This is a genomic window from Fibrisoma montanum (assembly GCF_003583365.1).
In the GTDB taxonomy this organism is placed as follows: domain Bacteria; phylum Bacteroidota; class Bacteroidia; order Cytophagales; family Spirosomataceae; genus Fibrisoma; species Fibrisoma montanum.
This window is the reverse complement of sequence record NZ_QXED01000004.1, coordinates 1-22,950: the sequence shown is the minus strand read 5'-3', so window position 1 is coordinate 22,950 and position 22,950 is coordinate 1. Positions and strand designations below refer to the sequence as shown.

The following is a 22,950-nucleotide window of genomic DNA, read 5'->3' as shown; positions in this document are numbered from 1 at the left end:
GAATGCGTCGAGTGAATAAACCTGCCAATTCAGAAATTCTGGTTAAGAACCTGAAATACAAAAATGGCGGAGATAACAGGAATTTGTCGGAAGCCTTATGTCAAGAACAACACAACATTTGTGCTTATACAGAAACGTATTTAGGACGTACTGATAAGAAAGATATTGAGCATTTCAATCCTACATTAAAAGGTCGGCCTAACGATAGTTACGAAAACTGGTTTTTAGTCAAAGCCCAGTGGAATACCGAAAAGGGAGCAAAGTGGGGACAATATCAGCCCGTTCTGCATCCTACTGCAACTGATTTTGAACAACGAATTATCTACTTTGAAGGCGACTATGACGCAGCCTCCTCGACCGACCAAGAGGCAGTTAACTTGATCCGTTTATTGAAATTAGATGATGCTGATCTAGCTTCAACCCGCAAACGGTATATCAAACGGCTAAAAAGCACGATTTCAATGTCTCAAAAGAATCCACAGGATTTTATCGATGATTTGCTACGTACTGACCCAGATGCTCTTTACTTTATCCGGGCTATCGAAGAAGAACTGAACGTCAAAGTTAACTTTGGCTTGTTAAAGACTACATGACTGAATTAAAGAAACGCCATATCGCCATCCTCGGCAGCACGGGCTCAATCGGTACGCAGGCCGTTGAGGTGATTAAAGCCCATCCGGATATCTTTCAGGTCGAGGTGCTAACGACAAACAACAATGCCGACCTGCTTATCCAACAGGCCATCGACCTGAAGCCTAACGTAGTCGTTATCTGCAACCAGGACCGTTACGATCAGGTATTTGCCGCCCTTGATCCGCTGAATATTAAAGTGTACGCCGGCATTCAGTCGATTGCGTCGGTCGTGCAGATGGATAGCATTGACATCGTCCTGACGGCTATGGTCGGTTACGCCGGCTTACTGCCAACGATCAAAGCCATCGAAGCCGGTAAACACATCGCCCTTGCCAACAAGGAAACGCTGGTAGTGGCGGGTGAATTAATTACCGCCTTGGCTCAACAGAAAGGCGTAAATCTCTACCCCGTCGATTCTGAACACTCGGCAATTTTTCAGTGCTTGGTGGGTGAGTTCCATAACCCCATCGAAAAAATTATTCTGACGGCTTCCGGCGGGCCGTTCCGGGGAAAATCGCGGGAGTTTCTGGCCAGTGTTACCAAAGAGCAGGCGCTGAAACATCCGAACTGGACGATGGGTGCCAAGATTACGATCGACTCGGCTACGTTGATGAACAAGGGCCTGGAAGTGATTGAGGCCAAGTGGCTGTTTGGTCTTCGTCCGGATCAGATCGACGTTATCGTTCACCCGCAAAGTATTATTCACTCCATTGTGCAGTTTGAGGACGGCAGCATGAAGGCGCAGATGGGTCTGCCGGATATGCGGCTACCGATCCAGTTTGCCTTAGGCTACCCCAACCGCTTATCGTCTACTTTTCCCCGTTTCAACTTCGTCAACTATCCGTCCCTCACATTTGAGCAGCCGGACACCGAAACGTTTCGCAATTTGCAGTTAGCGTTTGATGCGTTGGAGCGGGGCGGCAATGCTCCGTGTATCATAAATGCCGCGAATGAGGTAGCTGTTGATGCGTTTCTACACGATGCGATCGGGTTTCTCGAAATTTCGGAGGTTATTGAAAACTGCCTCGCAAAGGTTAACTTTATTGAAACCCCGGCTTATACCGACTACGTCCTGACCGACGAAGAAACACGACGTGTAGCGGCTGAGCGAATCAAAAGTTTAGTTTAAGTGTTTAGACAATAGGGGCTTCTCTCAACGTTCATATCGCATGGAATATTGGATCTGGTTTATCATCGGCATTGCATTAGGCCTGTTTTTGCTGCGCTTTTTCAGACGCCGTTCCTAAACTATTGACAAAAAGAAAGTTAGTTAATCACAGTTCAGACATACATGGAAGTATTAATAATGGCGGGGCAGCTCATTCTGGGCCTGTCCATCCTGGTAGGACTGCATGAGCTAGGCCATTTACTGGCTGCTAAGGCGTTTGGCATGCGGGTAGAGCAGTATTTTATTGGGTTTCCGCCCAAAATCTGGAGTACGAAACGGGGAGAAACGGAATATGGCGTGGGGGCTATCCCGCTGGGAGGATTCGTAAAAATATCCGGTATGATCGACGAATCGCTCGACACCGAACAAATGAAAGCCGATCCTAAACCCTACGAGTTCCGGGCTAAGCCAGCCTGGCAGCGGTTGATTGTTATGCTCGGCGGTATCATTGTCAACGTCATTGTGGGTATCATGATTTTCGTGTTCATGACCTATAAGAATGGGAATACTTACATTGCCGCTGAAGACGCTAAATACGGTATCGTTGCCGGAAAATTAGCTCAGGAGATCGGTCTACGGACTGGAGATAAAATTGTTAAAATTAACGGCAAACCGTACGAGCGTTTCAATGACATCACGAGTACGGACGTATTGCTCGGTACCAACAGCTATTATACAATCGAGCGGAATGGCCAGCAGGAAGAGATTTATATCCCTAACAACCTCGTTGATAAACTGGCCGACCGGAAAAGCGCCGGCGAGTTCATCGACATTGCGCAGCCGTTTAAAGTCGGCGAACTCGTTCCCGACCAGCCGGCGGCTAAGGCCGGGTTGAAAGTAGGCGACGTAATTACCAGCGTGAATGGAAAGCCTATCCGGTTCTATCACGAGTTTGTTGAAGGCGTAAAGCCCTATCCCAACAAGCCCCTTTCCCTCGGCATCAATCGAAACGGCCAGTCGCTGACGCTCAACGTAACAACCACCGAAACCGGTACAATTGGCTTCTACCCAAAAAGTTTGCTGAAGTACACCACTCAGGAGTACACCTTCGGCGAAGCGCTGGTTGTCGGAACGGAGCGGGCTTTCCAGGTCGTGTTCGACAATATCAAAGGCTTTGGCAAAATTTTCCGGGGCGAAGTATCCGCTTCGAAAGCCCTGAGCGGCCCGATCGGTATTGCTCAGAATCTGTTCGGTGGCATCTGGGTATGGGACCGGTTCTGGACCGTAACGGGTCTGTTATCCATGGCCCTGGCGTTCATGAATGCGTTGCCGATACCGGCCCTCGACGGCGGTCATGCTACCATCCTCATGTATGAGATTGTATCGGGCCGGAAACCGTCTGACCGGTTCCTGGAGGCCGCGCAACGGGTTGGTATGGTTATCCTGCTCGGACTGATGGCCTTTGCTATTTTCAACGACGTTTTTAAAGCCGTTTTTTAAGGACTTGATTAAACGCAGCGTTTCAATCGTTCTTTTGTTTGCAGTGGCCGGCTGCCTGTTGGGTGCCCGGCCGCTGCATTTGCATGACTTTCATGCCAGCGTTACGCAGATGCAGTTCAACCCGAAGGAGAAAGCCTTTGAGATCAGTATCCGTTTGTTTACAGACGACCTGGAAACAGCCCTGGCTCGGGAAAGCGGCCAGAAAGTACACCTGTCGACTGATGAGAAATTTGACCCGTTAATAGAAAAGTATATCAGAGCTCATTTTGCTTATGTAACTTCCGACCGGCAGCGCAAACCCATTGACTACGTGGGCCATGAGTTGGAAACTGACGCTTGCTGGGTGTATATCCAAATGCCGTATGCCGAAGCTTTTCAGGGCGGTCAGATGAAGCAGGATGTGCTGATGGAACTGTTTGATGATCAGGTAAACATGGTCAATATTCAACACTCTGGCCAGAAAAAAACCTTTGTATTCCGCAAAAATCAACCCATACAGCCCGTTTCTCTCTGAAAGTAAATTTTATAAATGATAACCCATTAGTTTTAGTTATTTTGTGTATTGCGCATAATCACTGGCGTTCCGTCAGAATAGCCCATTCTGGCACGACCCTTGTAAACACTTCATACACTAGCCTTTTCATTTTTAAGACACCGACAAACGAATTGATAGCTGTCAGTTTGGCAGTCACTATATGATTTCAGATAAAGATTTAACAGCCCGCCTGTTGCTGGCCGATTTTGATTCGGACAACCTGGAGATTGTGCCCCTGGGGTCACCCGAAGGCCTTGACGATGATTACGAGTTACCGACCAACCTGCCTATTCTGCCGGTTCGAAACACCGTGCTTTTTCCGGGCATGGTCATCCCGGTAACGGTTGGTCGTCAGAAATCAATCCGGTTGGTCAAAAAAGCATACAAGGGCAATCGCATAATCGGCGTTGTTGCACAACTGAATCAGCAAAAAGACGAACCAACAGCCGATGATTTATACCGGCTGGGCACGGTGGCGTACATCATCAAGATGATTACCCTGCCCGATGGTAATATTACCATTATCATTCAGGGTAAAAAGCGGTTCGAAGTTCAACAAATCGTTCAGGAAGAGCCGTTTATGACGGCGCAGGTACGTCAGATTGATGATGCCTTCCCTAATGTTAACAAGAAAGAAGGAAAAGCCCTGCTCCAGTCGTTAAAGGATGCGGCTTATAAGATTCTGCGGCTAAATCCGGAAATTCCACAGGAAGCCCGTATTGCGCTGGATAACATCGAAAGTCCTACGTTTCTGCTTCATTTCCTGTCGTCGAACATCAACGCGGAGGTAGCGGATAAGCAACGGCTTCTCGAAACACTGGAAGGCAATCAGCAGGCACAGCTTCTGCTGGAATACATGCTTCGCGAAGTGCAGCTTCTCGAACTGAAACGTGAAATTCAATCGAAAGCCAGCTCAGACCTCGACCAGCAGCAGCGCGACTATTACCTTCGTCAGCAGATGAAAGTGCTGCAGGACGAACTGGGGATGGATAATCCCGACCGCGACCTGGAAGAACTTCGGATCCGGGCCGATCAGAAAAAATGGTCGGCGGATGTCCGGGCGCATTTTGATAAGGAACTGAACAAGCTGCAGCGCATCAACCCAATGGCGCCGGAATATCCGGTAACGATGAATTACATCGAACTGATGGTTGATCTGCCCTGGAACGAGTATACGAAAGACAACTTCGATCTGAAGCGGGCGCAGAAAATTCTGGATACGGACCATTTCGGCCTGGAAAAGGTTAAGGAGCGGATTATCGAGTACCTGGCCGTTCTGAAGCTGAAGAACGACATGAAGGCACCCATTCTGTGCCTGTACGGCCCTCCGGGCGTTGGTAAAACGTCGCTCGGCCGGTCTGTTGCGAAAGCATTGGGACGTAAATACAGCCGGATGGCCCTCGGTGGCGTTCACGATGAAGCCGAAATACGTGGCCATCGGAAAACGTACATCGGTGCTATGCCGGGAAAAATCATCCAGAATATTCGGAAGTGTGGCACGGCCAACCCGGTTTTTATTCTCGACGAGATCGACAAGGTAAGCTCTGATTTCCGGGGCGATCCGTCGTCGGCGCTGCTGGAAGTACTCGACCCCGAGCAAAACTCTACGTTCATGGATAACTACCTGGAGACAGAGTTTGACCTGTCGCGGGTATTGTTCGTAGCTACGGCCAATACACTCGATACTATCCACCCTGCCCTGCGCGACCGGATGGAAATTATCGATATCGCCGGCTACACGGTTGAGGAGAAAGTTCAGATCGCAAAGAAGTATTTGATTCCAAAGCAGCGAAAAGACCATGGTCTGAAAACCAAGGATTTGCAGATTGAAGACAAAGCCATCCTGCGCATCATCGAAGGGTACACGCGGGAGTCGGGAGTTCGAAATCTGGAGCAGAAGATTGGGGCCCTGGTCAGGAAGGTAGCCAAATCCATTGCTATGGAGGAGGAATACAATCACGTAGTCAAAGCCACCGATATTCCAAAGATGCTTGGTGCAGAACTATTTGATAAGGAACTATATGCCGACGACGACATTGCCGGTATCGTAACGGGCCTGGCCTGGACACAGGTGGGTGGCGAAATCCTGCTTATTGAATCCAGTCTGAGCCGTGGCAAAGGTACGTTAACGCTTTCGGGCCAGTTGGGCGATGTGATGAAGGAATCGGCGATTACGGCGCTTTCTTACTTGAAGGCTCATGCCGACGATCTGGGCATCGACTACCGGATTTTCAACCACTACGACCTGCACATTCATATTCCGGCGGGTGCAGTACCAAAAGATGGTCCCTCGGCAGGTATTACGATGCTGACCTCGATGGCATCAATCTACACCCAGCGCCGGGTACGTCCGTACTTAGCCATGACGGGTGAGGTTACACTGCGGGGCAAGGTGCTTCCCGTCGGCGGCATCAAAGAAAAGATACTGGCAGCTAACCGAGCCGGCATTAAAGAGGTTATCCTCTGTTCCAAGAACCGCAAGGACATTGAGGAAATCAACCAGACCTACATCAAAGACCTGACTTTCCACTACGTCGATACGGTGGATCAGGTACTGGAGACGGCCTTGTTACCGGGTCAGGTTGGCAAGCCCATGAAGTTTATTTTCCCGGAAGAGCGCGACTCGCAACGGGAGCGCGAAGTCGAGCGAGCGTATTAATTCCGTTAAAACGAGGTTGCTGTAGATTGCGCTGATGAACACAGATTTTTATCTGTCTGCATTCATTAGCCCGCCGATGCGGTAATCTGCGGCAACCTCGTTCTATATTTTACAGGTATGCTCGATTTTCAAAAACTTTCCGCCGATTACCAGCAGGCACTCCTGAGGCAGGTCGTGCCGTTCTGGCTGAAAAACAGCCGGGACGAGCTATGCGGAGGGTATTTTGATACACTTACAACAACGGGCGACATTGTTGAAACCGATAAATACATAACCAGTCAGGCCCAGCAGGTGTGGGCGTTTGCCTGGTTGTACAATCGGCTGGATGGTCAATCGGCCTGGCTCGATCATGCCCGCTACGGCGCTGCCTTCCTCAGCCAGTTTGCGCATAACGAACACCTCGACTGCTACGGTATTCTCGACCGCCGGGGCCGTCCGGTCGCTGCGGCAGCTGACGTAGTTCCTGATAGTTTTACGGTAAGGGCCTATGTGCAGATGTACCAGGCCACTGGGGATGACGAATGGTCTATGCTGGCGCAGCAAACCTTCCGGACGCTCCTGCACCGGCGCGCCACGATTCGGCTCGATCAGGTAAAAACCCTGGGTGGTTTCCGGCAGTTACGGCATCTGAGCGAGCCAGTAGCCGTGCTTTCTGCTGTGTTGGACATGCAGCCACTTCTGAGCGAAGAGATCTGGAAAGAAGCCATCGACGCCCTTCTGCTGGAACTGCTGCGTGAATTTCTGGACCGACGTACCGACACCCTACGCGAGTACGTTCTGCCAGAAGGCGCGTTTGTGAATACGCCCGAAGGCCGCCGGTTGAACACGGGTCTGACTTTCCGGGCGGTGAGCGTCCTGCTTGATTTATGCGATCAACTGCCCAACCGCAAGCTGGCCATGCAGACGGTTACCTGGGCGCTCCGGGCGTGTGAACAAGCCTGGGATGAGCCTAATGAAGGTTTTTTTCAGTACATCGATTTTAAAGAACAGCCCCTCCCCTTTCCGGACTGGCGACAAAAATGGGCCTGGGTACATCTGGAAGCGTTATCGGCTTTGACGAAAGGTTATTTTCATACCCGACATCCCGAGTGCCCAAAATGGTTTAAGCGCATACACGACTACGTTTTTCATGTTTTCCCCGATCCCAGGCATATTGGCTGGCATCTGGTACTTGACCATAAAAATCACCCATTCATGCCAGTCAAAGTTACCCACGAAACGGGCTGCTACTCGGCTATACGATGTTTGGCCGAAACAGCGCAGACCTTGAGTAAGTGCGGCCAGTTGCAACCCCTTGGCCGAAACGTTCGGGTCGCTTAGATCTGGCCGGGCGCTTTGTACTTTTTCGATGCATCGTCCACTACCAGCACCCAGTCTTTCCCGTTCGAGGGTGGCGTAAATGACTGCGCACCTACTTTTTTCATTAGTCCGCCGGATGTGGCTTTCCCCGTGCGGGGATCGTACCACCAGACACGCATCTGGTTTCCGGACAGCTTCTCCAGATTGAGGCTGACCGGCTGATTCTGTGGCAAGTACACCATCAGGTAGGTTCCATCAGCATCGCGGGTAGCTTCGACGCGGTCAACATAAGACGTACCAGCCGCCGATGCAATTACGCTTTGATCACCAATCCGTGAACTATACGGTCTTGACAGCATCAGGCGCTTCAAATACTGCATCTGGTTAGCGGCTTCGGCATTGGCGGCTTGTTGCCACGGAATGAGTGTATCGCCAATGTTGATCGGCTCGTACAGGGCTTTGTTCACAAATTGCCAGATCTGATGGTGACCATACGTTACACCACAAGCCCCGGCAAAAACGCCCCGGTACGTACGAGCACGAACATCGTAAGCCGAAAAGTAGCCGCGTTGGCGGGTCCATTTGCCATCCCAGGGATTCACCGGGTGATCTTCGTAACACGGCTCCATATCCAGCGTTGGCTTTTGTAGCTTGATAGCCAGATCCCGCGCAACCAGATCCCAGGCCTTGATTTCCCGCGACCCATGACCAGACTGGAACGCATTCATATCCAGCCAGAGTTCGTTATGAACGTACTGCGAGGTTGAATTTGGGCCACCGGGTGGATGATACGTAATAAACGGATCATGCCCAACTCCCTCGACAATACCCTCTGCCATCGCCCGCCAGATGGGACGGTCGTCGAATTCTTTGTCTTTGTTCTCCTTACGTCCTTTGTAAATGGCCGGACGATCGCCACCCAAAATCCAGATAACATTGTACCGGCCGTACCGCTGCCCCAGTGTTCGTCCGTAAACGCGCGCGTTTTCAGGCGTGAAAATAACCGGACCAGCGCCCCAGTCACGGGTCAGCTTGTCGCCCCAGGTAGGCAGCAATCCGATGTATAACCCTTTCCGGCTGGCCGTCTGCACGACATAGTCTACATGGTCCCAGTAGTCGTACTGCGCTGGTTCTTTAGGATCAGCGCCGGGAGTAATGGCCAGCTTTGCCGGGTCTTCGTTTACAAGCGGAACATCTCCATAGCGGTTTGGCGTACGGACACCGTCAAATTCAGCTAGTGCCACCGCCTGAATGACGTTAAAGCCCTGCTTTCGGCGAGTTTCCAGAAAAGCTTCGGTTTCCTCCCGGTTCAGACGATGAAACAGCTCCCAATCGGTATCACCTAACCAGAAAAACGGCTTTCCATCGGCCGTCTGTAGATAGCGCTGATTTTGGTTGACTGTAATTTCGGGTAATGATTGAGCACCGGCAGTGGTGATGGCTAACCAGACGGCCGACAACAGGATTTTATGTTTCATGTGGGTTTAGGAATAGCTTATGGGCAACGGCTGCTGGTATTAAGCCGGCCAGACTAATATGATCTAAAGCAAAGACGCGCCTGGTTTACTGCTGGGCCTCAATGGCACCCCGTACGTTCCCGTACTTGGCCAGCAGCTCTTCGGCTTTTTCGCGGCTGACGTCTAATTCACTCATCACCATCTTCGCAGCCCGGTCCTGCAATTTGATGTTCGTCAGCTGCATATCAACCATTTTGTTTCCTTTCACCCGACCCAACTGGATCATAACCGACGTCGAGACCATGTTTAATACTAGTTTCTGTGCCGTACCCGCTTTCATGCGTGTGCTCCCAGTCACAAATTCAGGACCAACAACCACCTCAACCGGGAATTCGGCCGCCTGAGCTACCGCCGAACCAGGATTGCAGACAATACAGCCGGTCAGACAGCCGGCCGCCCGGGCCTGATCCAGACCACCAATAACGTAGGGTGTACGACCGGAGGCAGCAATACCAATTACGGTGTCGACGGCTTCGATATGATACGCCTGTAAATCCTTCCAGGCTTGATCCGGGTCATCCTCAGCAAATTCAACGGCTTTCCGGATAGCTCCATCGCCACCGGCAATCAGACCGATTACCAGATCATGTGAAACGCCATAAGTAGGCGGGCATTCAGATGCATCGACAATGCCCAACCGACCACTCGTACCAGCGCCGATATAAAAAAGCCGTCCGCCTTCCTTCATTCGCGCTACGATCTGAGTGACCAGTGATTCAATTTGAGGAATGGCTTTTTCAACCGCCAAAGGCACCGTTTTGTCTTCCTTATTAATGTTCGTCAGTAGCTCATGTACTGACATAGATTCTAAATGATCGTAATGCGAAGTAGTTTCCGTAATCATGTATCAAAGGTAATCTCCTGCCAGTAAAGCTACAATTAACCTAAAATTTCTTGCATAAGTGGTTCAAGTCTTATTTATTTGAAGCGTTATTACGCCAACAGCGAAATTTCGCTAATTATGAACACCGAAGTCGTCACCATTCAATTAAACCGATTCAGTCGTATTCTGACCCAGGAAGTAAGTAATCCTGCCGCCCAAGCCATGCTCTATGGAGTTGGTTTGACAGAAGCGGATATGGATAAACCGCAGATCGGGATTGCCAGCACAGGTTACGAAGGTAATACCTGTAATATGCATCTCAACGGCTTATCGGTTTATGTGAAGCAGGGCATTCAGGCGAATGATATGGTCGGTTTGATCTTCAACACCATTGGCGTTTCAGACGGCATGACGAACGGAAACGACGGCATGCGTTACTCCCTGCCCAGCCGCGATCTAATTGCCGATTCGATCGAAACGGTGGTAGCGGCCCAGTGGTACGATGGCGTGGTGACAGTAGTTGGCTGTGATAAAAATATGCCCGGAGCTATCATGGCCATGGCACGGCTCGACCGGCCAAGTATCATGGTATATGGCGGAACAATCCGGTCCGGACACTATAAAGGTCAGAAATTAGACATCGTTTCGGCCTTTGAAGCCCTGGGCAAGAAGCTCGCCAACAACATATCCGACGAAGATTACAAAGGCGTCATCCAGAACTCGATTCCGGGTGCGGGTGCCTGCGGAGGTATGTATACCGCCAATACAATGGCTTCTTCCATCGAAGCGATGGGCCTGAGCCTGCCCTTCAGCAGCAGCTACCCGGCTACGCACGAGGGCAAGCAGCAGGAATGCAAGAAGATCGGTGCGGCTATGAAGGTACTGCTCGAGCGTAACATTACGCCCAGAGAAATCATCAGCCGCGAATCCCTCGAAAACGCGCTGACAATAGTCATGGCGCTTGGCGGTTCGACCAATGCCGTGCTGCATTATCTGGCTATTGCCCGGACAGCGGGCATTTCCTTAACCCTTGACGATATTCAGGCTATCAGCGACCGTGTGCCTTTACTGGCCGACCTGAAGCCGAGCGGAAAGTATTACATGGAAGACATGCTGGCCATTGGTGGCGTTCCGGCGGTAATGAAGTACCTCTACGCGCAGGGCATGATCCACGGCGATTGCCTGACCGTAACGGGCAAAACTGTTGCCGAAAACCTGTCCGAAGCCCCTGATCTCGACTTCGACGCGCAGAAGATTATCTTCCCCTTGTCGCAGGCCATCAAAAAAACAGGTCACATTCAGGTTTTATACGGCAATCTGGCTCCCCAGGGCGGTGTTGCCAAGATTACAGGTAAAGAAGGCGAACGCTTTGACGGCATTGCCAAAGTTTGCGAACACGAAGGCGAAATCATCGATGCCCTGGCCAAAGGCGAAATTTTGCCCGGGCAGGTCATTGTGATCCGGAACGCGGGCCCTAAAGGTGGTCCGGGAATGGCCGAGATGCTGAAGCCTACCTCCGCCATCATGGGTGCCGGATTGGGCGACAAGGTCGCTTTGATTACTGATGGCCGTTTCTCAGGGGGTACACACGGCTTCGTGGTAGGTCACATTACCCCCGAAGCGCACGAAGGCGGCCCGATTGCATTTGTTAAAGACGGCGACCGTATCACGCTCGACGCTGTTTCGCGCAACATTACCCTACACGTATCAGACGAAGAACTGGCCGAGCGCCGGAGTCAGTGGACGAAGCCCGAACCTCGGTTTACGCGGGGTATGCTTGGCAAATACATCCGCGACGTGAAGCCGGCCAGTGAAGGGTGTGTAACGGATGAAGTATGAACGTTGTTAATGCATAAACAAGCAACGAAGCCATGAACATCATCGAAAAAACGGTTGAGCCAAAAAACGGAGCCATCGACTTACACTTTGATGTACCCGCGGAATGGAATGGTAAACAGATAAAGCTGCGTATAATTTTTGAAGAAGATACAGGTGGGCTTGTTGACAAAGATACGAAACCAGATTTAACGCGATTTCGCGGCAAGTGGGCGCATTTACCGCTGGAAGAACGCCTGGAAATGCAAAAGCAGTTAGATGACATGCGAAACGAATGGGAAAGGCCTATTTAATTGACACATCGGCCTACAGCAAATATCTGAGTGGTTTGCTACTCCCTGACAAGCTCGATTTAATGGCTGAAACCGTAGAGATGAACCCGATTATTTCTGTCATTACAAGAATCGAGCTTCTTAGTTGGGTAGCAGTTGTCAAAGAAGTGGAAGCAAGTGTTCGGGAGTTCATTACAGTTTCCAGCGTACTATCGCTTGATGAACCAGTCATTCTTCAGACCATCCGCTTACGACGACAATACAGAAGTGTAAAACTGCCCGACGCCATTATTGCCGCTACAGCGCTGGTTTATGACTTTACCTTGCTGCCTACGAACGATAGTGACTTTCAGAAAATAGACGGGTTGAACTACCAAAGCCTGAGTAAATAGACCGAGGGGGTTTATTCACAGTGAACAACAGAAAACGATATTTAAACGCGTAGATCCATGGAAACGGTTAGCGTCGTACCAGAGAAAGAAACGATAACGGAAGAGGTGAAGCTGATCACTGGTTCCGAAGCGCTCATGCGGTCACTCGTCGCAGAGGGAGTTGAAACAATTTTTGGCTATCCGGGCGGGGCAATTATGCCCGTTTATGATGCGCTTTACGACTTTCAGGACCGGCTCCACCACATACTGGTCCGCCACGAGCAGGGAGCAGCCCACGCGGCCGAAGGGTATGCCCGCATCACTGGCAGGGCGGGTGTATGCCTGGTTACGTCAGGCCCCGGAGCGACCAATCTGGTTACCGGCATTGCCGATGCGTTGATTGACTCAACCCCTATGGTTTGCCTGATCGGTCAGGTTGGTAAAAACCTGCTGGGTACCGATGCGTTTCAGGAAACCGATGTAATTGGCGTTACAATGCCAATTTCCAAGTGGAACTATCAGGTTACCAACGCTGACGAAATTCCGGATATTGTTTCCAAAGCGTTCTACATTGCGCAGTCGGGACGGCCGGGACCAGTCGTAATCGATATTACGAAGAATGCACAGCAGGAGCTGATGACCAGGCCGTTTCAGTACCAACGCTGCCAGACACTCGTCAGCTACCGCCCGCGCCTGATTCCAAAGCAGGAACAGGTAGAAAAAGCGGCTGAACTTATCAACAGCGCCAAAAAGCCCTACATGCTGGTTGGTCACGGGGTACTGATTGCCAAAGCCGAAAAGGAACTGTTGACGTTTGCCGAGAAAACCGGTATACCAGTCGCCACGACGTTGCTCGGTCAGTCGGCCTTCCCGGCCGATCATCCGCTGTATGCAGGCTGGCTCGGTATGCACGGCAACTACGGCCCGAACGTAATGACCAGCGAGTGCGACGTACTGATCGGCATTGGGATGCGCTTCGACGACCGGGTAACGGGCAATGCCAGCTTATTCGCCCCTCAGGCTAAGGTGGTTCATATTGAGATTGACCCGTCTGAGATCGACAAGATAATCAAGGCGCACGCTCCGGTTATAGGAGATGCTAAAGAGGTGCTGGACCGCCTGACTCCATTGGTGCATCCGAACGATCACACCGTCTGGCGCAACGAGTTCCGGAAATACGACGCCATTGAAGACGAAAAGGTGAAGCGCCCGGCACTGGCCCCAACCACGGAGAAAATTAAAATGCCGGAGGTAATCGACCTGCTGTCTAAAAAGACCAATGGTGAAGCCGTGCTGGTTGCCGATGTTGGTCAGCACCAGATGATTGCCTCGGCTTTTTACCAGTACAAGCGTCCGAACAGCCTTATTACGTCGGGTGGCCTCGGCACGATGGGCTTTGCCTTACCCGCGGCCTTCGGAGCCAAAGTAGGCGATCCGAGCCGGGAGGTTATCGCGATCATCGGTGACGGTTGCTTCCAGATGACCATTCAGGAGTTGGGTACGATTGCCCAAAGTAAGCTACCGGTTAAGGCGATCATCCTCAACAACAATTACCTCGGTATGGTACGTCAGTGGCAGCAGTTGTTCTTCGAGCGTCGGTATTCGTTCGTGGAATTACAGAATCCCGACTTCATTACCATTGCCCGGGGTTTTGGCATCGACGGCCACACCTGCAACCACCGCGAGGATTTGTCAGCTTCGCTTGACACGCTCCTCAACTCCGACAAGCCGTACCTGCTCGAAGTCATTGTTGAAAAGGAAGAAAACGTATTTCCTATGGTTCCGGCCGGCACAAGCGTAGCCAGCATTAGACTCGAATAGCCCGATGACGACCTACACCATTTGCATATTCACCGAAAACACGATCGGACTACTCAACCGCATCACAATTATTTTCACCCGGCGACGGATCAACATCGAAAGCCTCACCGTATCGGAAACCGAGCGGAAGGGCGTGTCCCGGTTCACCATCGTCATCAAGCACGAGTCGCGGGAGACCGTAGAGAAACTGGTGCGGCAGATTCGGAAGATCGTGGAAGTTCTCGCGGTCTTCGGCTATCTGAACGAAGACGTCGTGTACAACGAAATCGCCCTGTTCAAGATTGAAACACCACTGGGCGCAAAGCCACTGGATATTGAAACGATCAACAATCAGTACAAGGCCTGGGTGGTGTACTGGGGGCTGGACTACGTCGTGATCGAGAAGACGGGGACCGAAGAGGAAATCTTTACCTTTTTCGAATACATCAAACCGCACAGCATTCTTGAATTCGTACGATCGGGTCGGGTCGCGGTAGGAAAAACCGAAAAAGGGCTCGTGGAATACCTGCCGGAAACGGAGTGGGAATACTATCTGTAATTTGTTTAACCTTTTATAAAACTGTCTGTCATGGCAAAAATTAACTTCGGCGGAGTAGAAGAAGACGTAGTAACCCGCGAAGAGTTTCCTCTTGAGAAAGCCCTCGACGTACTCAAAGATGAAGTCATTGCCGTTATCGGCTACGGCGTTCAGGGACCCGGTCAGTCGCTCAACATGCGCGACAACGGGTTCAACGTAATCGTCGGCCAGCGCAAAGGCAAAACGTACGACAAAGCCGTTGCCGACGGTTGGGTTCCCGGCGAAACGCTGTTCGAAATCGAGGAGGCTCTGGAGCGCGGTACGATCATTTGCTTCCTGCTGTCGGATGCCGCCCAGATTGAACTGTGGCCGACGGTTAAGTCATACCTCAAACCCGGCAAATCGCTGTACTTCTCACACGGCTTCGGCGTAACGTACAAAGACCAGACGGGAATTGTTCCGCCGACTGATGTGGATGTATTTCTGGTTGCCCCGAAAGGTTCCGGTACGTCGCTGCGTCGCCTGTTTGTCGAAGGCAAGGGGTTGAATTCCAGCTTCGCCATCTATCAGGACGCTTCAGGTCATGCTCGTGAAAAGTGCATTGCTATGGGTATCGGCGTAGGTTCAGGCTATCTGTTCGAAACCGATTTTTACAAAGAAGTTACCTCCGACCTGACCGGTGAACGTGGTACGTTGATGGGCGCGATCCAGGGCATCTTCGCGGCTCAGTATGAAGTCCTCCGGGCCAATGGCCACAGCCCCTCCGAAGCCTTCAACGAAACGGTAGAAGAACTGACGCAGTCACTCATGCCGCTCGTTGCTGAGAACGGTATGGACTGGATGTACGCCAACTGCTCAACCACTGCCCAGCGGGGTGCTCTCGACTGGTGGAAACCGTTCCGCGATGCCACAAAGCCGGTCTTTGAACAGCTCTACAACTCGGTAAAAGCCGGCGAGCAGGCGAATATTTCGATCACTCGTAACTCTCAGCCCGACTACCGGGAGAAGCTGGAAGAGGAGCTGAAAGAACTGCGCGAATCGGAAATGTGGAAAGCCGGCACCGCCGTTCGGAGCCTGCGCCCCGAGCGAAGCTAACATCATATGGTGCCGGGTTTTCGAGCCCGGCACCTTAGCCAACGTAGCATGACTTTCGATACCATCACCGAAACCATTGATCCGCATCAGGGCATAGTCGCAGCGTCAGCCGTCCTGGGTTTTGCAATGAACGCCGACGTACTGACAGCCTCACTGCTGCGGACGCTGGCGCGGTCGAAACCCAGCGGTACGTTTCTGGAGCTAGGCACTGGTACGGGCCTGTCGACAGCCTGGCTGCTGGATGGTATGGACCAGCATTCGACGCTGATTTCGGTCGACAATGATGCTGCCTGTCAGGCCATTGCTGAACGGTTTTTAGGCCATGACAAGCGGCTGACGCTGGTTTGTCAGGATGGTACCGAATGGATTGATGCGAATACGGAAACGTTTGACTTCATTTTCGCCGATACCTGGGCCGGGAAGTATCTACAACTCGATGAAACGCTGGCCATGCTGAAGCCGGGTGGTCTGTATGTAATTGACGACATGCTCCCACAGCCCAACTGGCCCGACGGTCATGATGCCAAAGCACAACAGTTAGTAGCTCATCTGGAGGATCGCGAAGACATCGTTCTGACGAAACTAGCCTGGTCAACCGGCTTGATTATAGCGACAAAAAAAGACTGATGAAGATTTCGTAAATTTGAAGGATAACGTCATCAGTAGTAAACAAAACAGGCGGTGGTAGAAGCAGAGAAGAAAATAACGTTTCCCGACCTCGACAATATATACCTTGCGGCCGAACGGCTGCGGGGAGTCGTGACGCACACGCCCCTCCAGGAAAACGTGAACCTGTCGGATCGGTACCAGGCCACCATTTTCCTGAAACGGGAAGATTTACAGGTTGTGCGCTCCTATAAAATTCGGGGAGCCTACAATAAAATGGCCAGCCTGCCCAAAGAAGCTCTGGCCAAGGGGGTCGTGTGTGCGAGCGCCGGTAACCACGCGCAGGGACTGGCCTATGCCTGCCGCAAAATGGGTGTTAAAGGCCGGATTTTCATGCCGACGACTACCCCCGCCCAGAAGGTAAAGCAGGTCCGGATGTTCGGTAAGGAGTTTGTCGACGTAGTGCTTACCGGTGATACGTACGACGATGCGTACCATTCGGCCATCGAATACGTCAATACGCACGACAGTACGTTTGTCCACCCCTTCGACGACGTTCAGGTGATGGAAGGTCAGGGTACGGTCGGGCTGGAGATCTTCAAAGATTCGAATTTTAAGATTGATTACCTGCTAATGGCAATTGGCGGGGGCGGTCTGGCATCGGGCGTTTCAACGGTTTTTCGCCAGCTGAGCCCCAAAACCAAGCTGATCGGGGTTGAGCCGCTGGGTTCACCGTCCATGAAAGTTTCGATGGACGAGGGCCACGTAGTAACCCTGGAAGAGATTGACAAGTTTGTGGACGGAGCCGCCGTTAAGCGCGTCGGGGACATGACCTTCGAGGTGTGCCGCCAGAATCTGGAACGCGTCGTGCTGGTTCCCGAAGGCAAAGTCTGCACAACCATTCTGCGGCTTTATAACGAAGAAGCTATTGTAGCCGAGCCGGCAGGAGCGCTTACTATTGCCGCGCTGGACTTTCTGAAAGACGAGATCAAAGGTAAAAATGTGGTCTGTCTCGTCGGCGGTGGTAATAACGACATTACCCGAACAGAGGAAATCAAAGAGCGGTCGCTGCTATACGAAGGCCTGAAGCATTATTTCATCATTCGGTTTGCCCAGCGGGCGGGTGCTATGCGCGAATTCCTGAGCGACGTACTCGGTCCCAACGACGATATTACGCTCTTTGAGTATTCTAAGAAAACGAATCGCGAACGCGGCCCTGCTCTGGTTGGCATAGAACTGAAAAGTAAAGCCGATTTTGAGCCGCTCCTGATACGTATGCAGGATGCCCGCATTCACTTTGAATACCTCAACGATAAGCCGGATTTATTTGAGTTCTTGATTTGAGAATCTATGCATACGCCCACAACTCTTTTTGATAAAATCTGGGATGCGCACGTCGTTAAACACGCCGAAGGCCACCCGGATGCGTTGTTTATTGACCGCCATTTCATCCACGAAGTAACCAGCCCGCAAGCGTTTGACGGGCTCCGGAAGCGGGGTATCGGTGTATTTAACGTCAGCCGCACAACGGCCACCGCCGACCACAACGTACCAACTAAAGATCAGCACCTGCCGATCAAGGAAGCGCTGTCGCGTCATCAGGTCGAAACCCTGCGCAAGAACTGCGCTGACTTTGGCATTGAACTCTACGACCTTGGCCATCCGTTCCAGGGCATTGTGCACATCATCGGACCCGAACTTGGCCTTACACTACCGGGTATGACTATTGTTTGTGGCGACAGCCATACCAGTACCCATGGGGCCTTTGGCAACATTGCGTTCGGCATCGGTACGTCGGAAGTAGAACAGGTACTGGCCACGCAATGCATTTTACAATACAAGCCCAAACGGATGCGCATCAGCATCAATGGCAAGCTGGGCAAAGGCGTTACGTCGAAAGACATCATCCTTTACATCATCTCGAAAATTTCGGCCAGTGGCGCAACCGGTTACTTCGTTGAATACGCCGGCGATACGATCCGAAGTTTGTCGATGGAAGCGCGGATGACCATTTGCAACATGAGCATCGAAATGGGTGCTCGTGGCGGTCTGATTGCCCCCGACGAAACGACGTTCGACTACATTCGTGGCCGACGGTTTGCTCCGCAGGGTGAAGCGTTCGAGAAGGCGGTCGACACCTGGCGTACGTTAAAAACCGACGAAGGCGCTACGTTTGATCGCGAACTGGACATCAACGCCGAAGACATTGAACCGATGATTACCTACGGTACCAACCCGGGTATGGGCATCGGAATCAGTCATCACGTACCGAATTTGAGCGAAATTCCGGAAAGCGAACTGGCCTCATACACCAAATCGCTGGCCTATATGGGCCTCGAACCAGGTATGGAGTTAGTAGGCAAGCCGGTCGATTACGTCTTCATTGGCTCATGCACTAACGCCCGTATTGAAGACCTGCGCCAGGTCGCTGAATTTGTAAAAGGTAAGCAAAAAGCCAACGGCGTTGAGGTATGGATTGTGCCGGGCTCTGTACAGGTAGCTAATCAGGCTAAAGCTGAAGGCCTTGACAAAGTGTTTGCCGAAGCCGGTTTTGAATTGCGCGACCCTGGCTGCTCGGCCTGTCTGGGCATGAATGAGGACAAGATTCCGGCCGGTAAGTATTGCGTCAGTACATCGAACCGCAACTTTGAAGGTCGGCAAGGGCCCCAGTCACGTACGTTTCTGGCATCTCCGCTCACGGCGGCCGTTGCCGCTGTTACGGGCAAAGTCCAGGATGTCAGAGCGTTTGTATAACCTTCAGGAACCATGAGCAAAGAAACATTTACAAAACTGACGGCAACTGCGGCTCCCCTGCCTATCGAAAATATTGATACGGACCAGATTATTCCAGCCCGCTTTCTGAAGGCCACTACCCGCGAAGGCTTCGGCGATAACTTATTCCGTGACTGGCGGTACAACGCTGATGATACGCCCAAAGCCGACTTTGTACTGAACAACCCTACCTACACTGATGCCCAAATCCTGGTAGCTGGCAAAAACTTCGGTATGGGTTCCAGCCGGGAACACGCAGCCTGGGCTATCCACGACTATGGGTTTAAAGTCGTTATTTCCAGCTTTTTTGCCGACATTTTTAAGAACAACGCTCTGAATACCTTTGTGCTGCCTGCTCAGGTTTCAGACGCTTTTCTGGCTGAAATCTTTAAAGCGATTGACGCAGACCCGCATACGCCCATAACGGTTGATCTGGCGAATCAGACCATTACGCTGGCAAACGGCCTGAATGAGTCGTTTGACATTAATACGTACAAAAAAACGTGCCTGATGAACGGCTACGACGATATTGATTATTTACTCAGCCTGAAAGAAGAAATCAATCGGTTTGACTTAGCTCACGCATAATGAATGACTGAGCCAGCGAATGACGTGTATAACGACTCAAGCATTCACTAGCTCCGTCATTTAACCAGTAGAATGAAGAAACACATTTTAGTTATTGCCGGCGACGGAATCGGTCAGGAAGTGACAGCAGTTGGTAAACAGGTGCTGGAGCGAATTGCCGGGAAGTTTGGCCACGAATTCACATACGATGAAGCGTTGATTGGTCACGCGGCTATCGAAGCCACTGGAAATCCGCTGCCGGAAGCAACCATCACCAAGTCTAAAGCATCAGATGCCATCCTGTTCGGAGCCGTCGGCCATCCGAAGTACGATAACGATCCATCAGCTAAATTACGGCCGGAACAGGGGTTGCTGGGGATTCGGAAAGCGTTGGGATTGTATGCGAATTTGCGTCCAATTAAACTTTTCGATGAGCTCTTAGGCGCTTCGAGTATCAAGCCGGAGTTTTTGCAGGGGGCCGACATTCTGTTTTTTCGCGAGCTAACCGGCGATGTCTACTTTGGCGAAAAAGGCCGGAATGAGGATCGAAGTACGGCTTATGACACCATGATTTACAGTCGCTACGAAGTTGAACGGATTGCCGTAAAAGCGTTTGAAGCGGCTATGACTCGCCGAAAGAAATTGTGTTCAGTTGACAAAGCAAACGTACTGGAATCGTCACGCCTTTGGCGCGAAGTAGTACAGAAAGTAGCCAAACGTTACCCGGAAGTAGACGTCGAACACCAGTTCATCGATGCGGCCGCTATGCTGCTCATCAAAGATCCGCGCCGATTTGACGTAGTGTTGACTGGAAATCTATTCGGCGATATTTTGACCGACGAAGCATCGCAGATTGCCGGCTCAATGGGTATGCTGGCTTCGGCTTCGGTGGGTGACACAATTGGTCTTTACGAACCCATCCACGGATCGGCGCACGACATTGCCGGCAAAGGAGTGGCTAACCCATTGGCGTCTGTCCTATCGGTTGCTTTGATGCTGGATATTTCGTTCGGTTTGAAATCCGAAGCCGAAACAGTTCTTACCGCGGTAGATACCGTTTTGAAAGCGGGGTATCGGACACGCGACATCGCCGACGGGAACACATCGTCTGAAAAAATTCTGGGCACTGAAGCTATGGGGGCCCGATTAATTGCTGAACTTAACTAATAACACATACAATGAGCCAGCGAGTCTATATTTTCGACACTACTCTGCGTGACGGTGAACAGGTTCCGGGCTGCCAGTTAACCACTGAAGAAAAAGTGGTTGTGGCCAAAGAACTGGAGCGTCTGGGCGTTGACATCATTGAGGCCGGCTTTCCAGTATCCAGTCCCGGGGATTTTCGGTCCGTCGTTGAAATCGCCAAAGCAGTATCCAAGCCTACAGTTTGCGCACTCTCCCGCGCCAAGCTCGATGATATTGATGCCGCCGGCGAAGCGCTAAAACATGCCAAACATGGGCGTATACATACGGGAATTGGCTCGTCAGACATTCATATACGTAATAAGTTCAACAGTACCCGGAACCAGATTCTGGAACAAGCCATTTCGGCCGTAAAGCATGCACGCAACTACGTCGATGATGTAGAGTTTTATGCTGAAGATGCGGGTCGTGCTGATCTTGACTTCCTTTGCCGACTAACCGAAGCGGTTATTCGGGCGGGTGCTACCGTTGTCAATATTCCGGATACGACCGGCTACTGCCTGCCTGACGAGTACGGTCGAAAGATCAAGTACATCTATGACAACGTACCCAACGTAGACAAGGCGACAATATCCATTCATTGCCATAACGATCTTGGCCTGGCGACTGCCAACTCACTGGCTGGCATCATGAACGGCGCTCGTCAGGTTGAAGTTACTATGAATGGCATTGGTGAGCGGGCGGGCAATACGTCTTTGGAAGAGGTTGTGATGGCTCTCAAAGTGCATAAAGAACTCGGATATGAAACAGGCATTGATACAACCCGCCTATTCCCGGTAAGTAATCTTGTCTCCCAGATGATGCGCATGCCGGTTCAGGCCAACAAAGCGATTGTCGGTCGTAATGCCTTTGCTCACTCATCAGGCATTCACCAGGATGGCTTTCTGAAGCACGCTGAGAACTACGAAATCATAAATCCTCATGATGTCGGCGTTCCTAAGTCATCTATTATTTTAACAGCCCGCAGCGGTCGTCATGCTTTAAAACATCGGCTTGAGTTATTGGGCTATCGATACGATAAGCCAACGCTCGATGGTATTTATAAGCGTTTCCTCGATTTAGCTGACGTCAAGAAAGAAGTGAATGATAAAGATTTAATGGAATTAGTCAGATAAAAAAAGCCGGTTTATAGCCGGCTTTTTTTGTACTGATTCTTAAAGAACAAAACTTAATAACAGAGCGTTAGGCAAGAAACCATAAAACCTTGTACGAAAATGGCACGACCGAATCCTGACTTAATAAATGCTTTGCGCCGGACTGCCAAGAAGCTAAAAGAAGGCGCTCCTTATCAATGGGGTCACATGGGCGGCTGTAATTGTGGTAATCTGGCTCAGGAGCTAACTAAGCTTAGTAAAGATCAGATCCATACCTACGCCATGCAGCGTTATGGCGACTGGAATGAACAGGTAGATGATTATTGCCAAACGAGCTCACTCCCCATCGACATTATAATTAATGAGATGCTTAACGCTGGTCTAATGCTGGAAGATTTAAAGCACCTCGAGAAACTGTCTGATAAGCAAGTTCTTGCTCGATTTCCCGTTGAAAAGCGACTTGCACTTAAGCATAATGTACGCGACGACGTTGTAGCCTACATGTATGAATGGGCGAATTTGTTAGAAGAACGTTTATTGGAAAAAATACAGTTGCCAGTTCTTGAAGAGCTTTCTTTCGCTTAATTCTAAACGTCTATAAAGCAGGAAAGCCGTCCTTGTGGGGACGGCTTCCAACTACAAATGACAAGAGGTGGCAGTTACCTACTCTCCCGGAAACGACTCCAGTACCATCGGCAGTGCGGGGCTTAACGGCTCTGTTC

At 51.0% G+C, this 22,950-nt stretch carries 21 protein-coding genes; 19 read left to right on the top strand and 2 right to left on the bottom strand.

All coding sequences use genetic code 11. The annotated features are described in order from the left end of the window. Positions 1 to 2 precede the first annotated feature (2 nt). The 6 genes from DYU11_RS14095 to DYU11_RS14070 all read left to right on the top strand — a co-directional run bounded on the left by DYU11_RS14095 (position 3) and on the right by DYU11_RS14070 (position 7,755). Positions 3 to 593 (top strand): HNH endonuclease family protein, encoded by a 591-nt coding sequence (locus tag DYU11_RS14095; RefSeq protein WP_119668353.1) that lies wholly within the window; start codon positions 3 to 5, stop codon positions 591 to 593. Further along, on the top strand, positions 590 to 1,762 hold the full coding sequence (locus tag DYU11_RS14090; RefSeq protein WP_119668352.1) for a 1-deoxy-D-xylulose-5-phosphate reductoisomerase: 1,173 nt from the start codon (positions 590 to 592) through the stop codon (positions 1,760 to 1,762). Before DYU11_RS14095 ends, DYU11_RS14090 begins: the two co-directional genes overlap by 4 nt. Before the next feature lie 162 nt (positions 1,763 to 1,924). Continuing rightward, positions 1,925 to 3,241: an RIP metalloprotease RseP gene (gene rseP, locus DYU11_RS14085; protein WP_119668351.1), complete on the top strand. Its 1,317-nt coding sequence runs from the start codon at positions 1,925 to 1,927 to the stop codon at positions 3,239 to 3,241. 4 nt (positions 3,242 to 3,245) lie between these two features. Next, positions 3,246 to 3,755 carry a DUF6702 family protein gene (locus DYU11_RS14080; RefSeq protein ID WP_229365829.1) on the top strand — a complete coding sequence of 170 codons (510 nt, stop codon included), beginning with the start codon at positions 3,246 to 3,248 and terminating at the stop codon, positions 3,753 to 3,755. Between the two features lie 181 nt (positions 3,756 to 3,936). Then, the gene (gene lon / locus DYU11_RS14075; protein ID WP_119668349.1) at positions 3,937 to 6,435 is read left to right on the top strand and encodes an endopeptidase La; all 2,499 of its coding nucleotides are present in this window, start codon (positions 3,937 to 3,939) and stop codon (positions 6,433 to 6,435) included. Between the two features lie 117 nt (positions 6,436 to 6,552). Further along, the gene (locus DYU11_RS14070; protein WP_119668348.1) at positions 6,553 to 7,755 is read left to right on the top strand and encodes an AGE family epimerase/isomerase; all 1,203 of its coding nucleotides are present in this window, start codon (positions 6,553 to 6,555) and stop codon (positions 7,753 to 7,755) included. On the opposite strand, the gene DYU11_RS14065 is transcribed toward DYU11_RS14070, so the two are convergent. Beyond that, on the bottom strand, positions 7,752 to 9,212 hold the full coding sequence (locus tag DYU11_RS14065; protein ID WP_119668347.1) for a glycoside hydrolase family 140 protein: 1,461 nt from the start codon (positions 9,210 to 9,212) through the stop codon (positions 7,752 to 7,754). The genes DYU11_RS14070 and DYU11_RS14065 overlap by 4 nt on opposite strands. An 85-nt stretch (positions 9,213 to 9,297) precedes the next feature. Next, positions 9,298 to 10,095: an N-acetylmuramic acid 6-phosphate etherase gene (gene murQ, locus DYU11_RS14060; RefSeq protein ID WP_119668346.1), complete on the bottom strand. Its 798-nt coding sequence runs from the start codon at positions 10,093 to 10,095 to the stop codon at positions 9,298 to 9,300. Positions 10,096 to 10,212: 117 nt separating this feature from the next. Here murQ and ilvD point away from each other — a divergent pair, with 117 nt between their 5' ends. The 13 genes from ilvD to DYU11_RS13995 all read left to right on the top strand — a co-directional run bounded on the left by ilvD (position 10,213) and on the right by DYU11_RS13995 (position 22,813). Beyond that, positions 10,213 to 11,913 carry a dihydroxy-acid dehydratase gene (gene ilvD / locus DYU11_RS14055; protein WP_119668345.1) on the top strand — a complete coding sequence of 567 codons (1,701 nt, stop codon included), beginning with the start codon at positions 10,213 to 10,215 and terminating at the stop codon, positions 11,911 to 11,913. Between the two features lie 32 nt (positions 11,914 to 11,945). Then, complete coding sequence (locus DYU11_RS14050; RefSeq protein ID WP_119668344.1) at positions 11,946 to 12,203, top strand: hypothetical protein; 258 nt, start codon at positions 11,946 to 11,948, stop codon at positions 12,201 to 12,203. Then, the gene (locus DYU11_RS14045) at positions 12,185 to 12,574 is read left to right on the top strand and encodes a type II toxin-antitoxin system VapC family toxin (RefSeq protein WP_119668343.1); all 390 of its coding nucleotides are present in this window, start codon (positions 12,185 to 12,187) and stop codon (positions 12,572 to 12,574) included. The genes DYU11_RS14050 and DYU11_RS14045 overlap by 19 nt, the downstream gene beginning before the upstream one ends. 57 nt (positions 12,575 to 12,631) lie before the next feature. Continuing rightward, positions 12,632 to 14,374, top strand: coding sequence for a biosynthetic-type acetolactate synthase large subunit (ilvB, locus tag DYU11_RS14040; protein ID WP_119668342.1), 1,743 nt, complete (start codon positions 12,632 to 12,634; stop codon positions 14,372 to 14,374). A gap of 4 nt (positions 14,375 to 14,378) precedes the next feature. Further along, positions 14,379 to 14,912: an acetolactate synthase small subunit gene (gene ilvN / locus DYU11_RS14035; RefSeq protein ID WP_119668341.1), complete on the top strand. Its 534-nt coding sequence runs from the start codon at positions 14,379 to 14,381 to the stop codon at positions 14,910 to 14,912. 30 nt (positions 14,913 to 14,942) lie between these two features. After that, positions 14,943 to 15,986: a ketol-acid reductoisomerase gene (ilvC, locus tag DYU11_RS14030; RefSeq protein WP_119668340.1), complete on the top strand. Its 1,044-nt coding sequence runs from the start codon at positions 14,943 to 14,945 to the stop codon at positions 15,984 to 15,986. A 48-nt stretch (positions 15,987 to 16,034) separates the two neighbouring features. After that, on the top strand, positions 16,035 to 16,613 hold the full coding sequence (locus tag DYU11_RS14025; protein ID WP_119668339.1) for an O-methyltransferase: 579 nt from the start codon (positions 16,035 to 16,037) through the stop codon (positions 16,611 to 16,613). 54 nt (positions 16,614 to 16,667) lie between these two features. Continuing rightward, the gene (gene ilvA / locus DYU11_RS14020; RefSeq protein ID WP_119668338.1) at positions 16,668 to 17,936 is read left to right on the top strand and encodes a threonine ammonia-lyase IlvA; all 1,269 of its coding nucleotides are present in this window, start codon (positions 16,668 to 16,670) and stop codon (positions 17,934 to 17,936) included. 6 nt (positions 17,937 to 17,942) lie between these two features. Further along, entirely contained in the window at positions 17,943 to 19,346 is a 1,404-nt protein-coding gene (gene leuC, locus DYU11_RS14015) for a 3-isopropylmalate dehydratase large subunit (protein WP_119668337.1), read from the top strand. A gap of 12 nt (positions 19,347 to 19,358) precedes the next feature. Beyond that, positions 19,359 to 19,952: a 3-isopropylmalate dehydratase small subunit gene (gene leuD / locus DYU11_RS14010; RefSeq protein WP_119668336.1), complete on the top strand. Its 594-nt coding sequence runs from the start codon at positions 19,359 to 19,361 to the stop codon at positions 19,950 to 19,952. 72 nt (positions 19,953 to 20,024) lie between these two features. Beyond that, complete coding sequence (gene leuB / locus DYU11_RS14005) at positions 20,025 to 21,098, top strand: 3-isopropylmalate dehydrogenase (RefSeq protein ID WP_119668335.1); 1,074 nt, start codon at positions 20,025 to 20,027, stop codon at positions 21,096 to 21,098. An 11-nt stretch (positions 21,099 to 21,109) separates the two neighbouring features. Then, positions 21,110 to 22,249 carry a 2-isopropylmalate synthase gene (locus tag DYU11_RS14000; protein WP_119668334.1) on the top strand — a complete coding sequence of 380 codons (1,140 nt, stop codon included), beginning with the start codon at positions 21,110 to 21,112 and terminating at the stop codon, positions 22,247 to 22,249. A 99-nt stretch (positions 22,250 to 22,348) separates the two neighbouring features. Then, positions 22,349 to 22,813 (top strand): hypothetical protein, encoded by a 465-nt coding sequence (locus DYU11_RS13995; protein ID WP_119668333.1) that lies wholly within the window; start codon positions 22,349 to 22,351, stop codon positions 22,811 to 22,813. Positions 22,814 to 22,950: the final 137 nt, after the last annotated feature.

Coding starts and splice junctions, on each gene's coding strand:
- DYU11_RS14095 (WP_119668353.1), top strand. CDS start 3: ATGCGTCGAGTGAATAAACCTGCCAATTCAGAAATTCTGGTTAAGAAC.
- DYU11_RS14090 (WP_119668352.1), top strand. CDS start 590: ATGACTGAATTAAAGAAACGCCATATCGCCATCCTCGGCAGCACGGGC.
- rseP (WP_119668351.1), top strand. CDS start 1,925: ATGGAAGTATTAATAATGGCGGGGCAGCTCATTCTGGGCCTGTCCATC.
- lon (WP_119668349.1), top strand. CDS start 3,937: ATGATTTCAGATAAAGATTTAACAGCCCGCCTGTTGCTGGCCGATTTT.
- DYU11_RS14070 (WP_119668348.1), top strand. CDS start 6,553: ATGCTCGATTTTCAAAAACTTTCCGCCGATTACCAGCAGGCACTCCTG.
- DYU11_RS14065 (WP_119668347.1), bottom strand. CDS start 9,212: ATGAAACATAAAATCCTGTTGTCGGCCGTCTGGTTAGCCATCACCACT.
- murQ (WP_119668346.1), bottom strand. CDS start 10,095: ATGATTACGGAAACTACTTCGCATTACGATCATTTAGAATCTATGTCA.
- ilvD (WP_119668345.1), top strand. CDS start 10,213: ATGAACACCGAAGTCGTCACCATTCAATTAAACCGATTCAGTCGTATT.
- DYU11_RS14050 (WP_119668344.1), top strand. CDS start 11,946: ATGAACATCATCGAAAAAACGGTTGAGCCAAAAAACGGAGCCATCGAC.
- DYU11_RS14045 (WP_119668343.1), top strand. CDS start 12,185: ATGGGAAAGGCCTATTTAATTGACACATCGGCCTACAGCAAATATCTG.
- ilvB (WP_119668342.1), top strand. CDS start 12,632: ATGGAAACGGTTAGCGTCGTACCAGAGAAAGAAACGATAACGGAAGAG.
- ilvN (WP_119668341.1), top strand. CDS start 14,379: ATGACGACCTACACCATTTGCATATTCACCGAAAACACGATCGGACTA.
- ilvC (WP_119668340.1), top strand. CDS start 14,943: ATGGCAAAAATTAACTTCGGCGGAGTAGAAGAAGACGTAGTAACCCGC.
- DYU11_RS14025 (WP_119668339.1), top strand. CDS start 16,035: ATGACTTTCGATACCATCACCGAAACCATTGATCCGCATCAGGGCATA.
- leuC (WP_119668337.1), top strand. CDS start 17,943: ATGCATACGCCCACAACTCTTTTTGATAAAATCTGGGATGCGCACGTC.
- leuD (WP_119668336.1), top strand. CDS start 19,359: ATGAGCAAAGAAACATTTACAAAACTGACGGCAACTGCGGCTCCCCTG.
- leuB (WP_119668335.1), top strand. CDS start 20,025: ATGAAGAAACACATTTTAGTTATTGCCGGCGACGGAATCGGTCAGGAA.
- DYU11_RS14000 (WP_119668334.1), top strand. CDS start 21,110: ATGAGCCAGCGAGTCTATATTTTCGACACTACTCTGCGTGACGGTGAA.
- DYU11_RS13995 (WP_119668333.1), top strand. CDS start 22,349: ATGGCACGACCGAATCCTGACTTAATAAATGCTTTGCGCCGGACTGCC.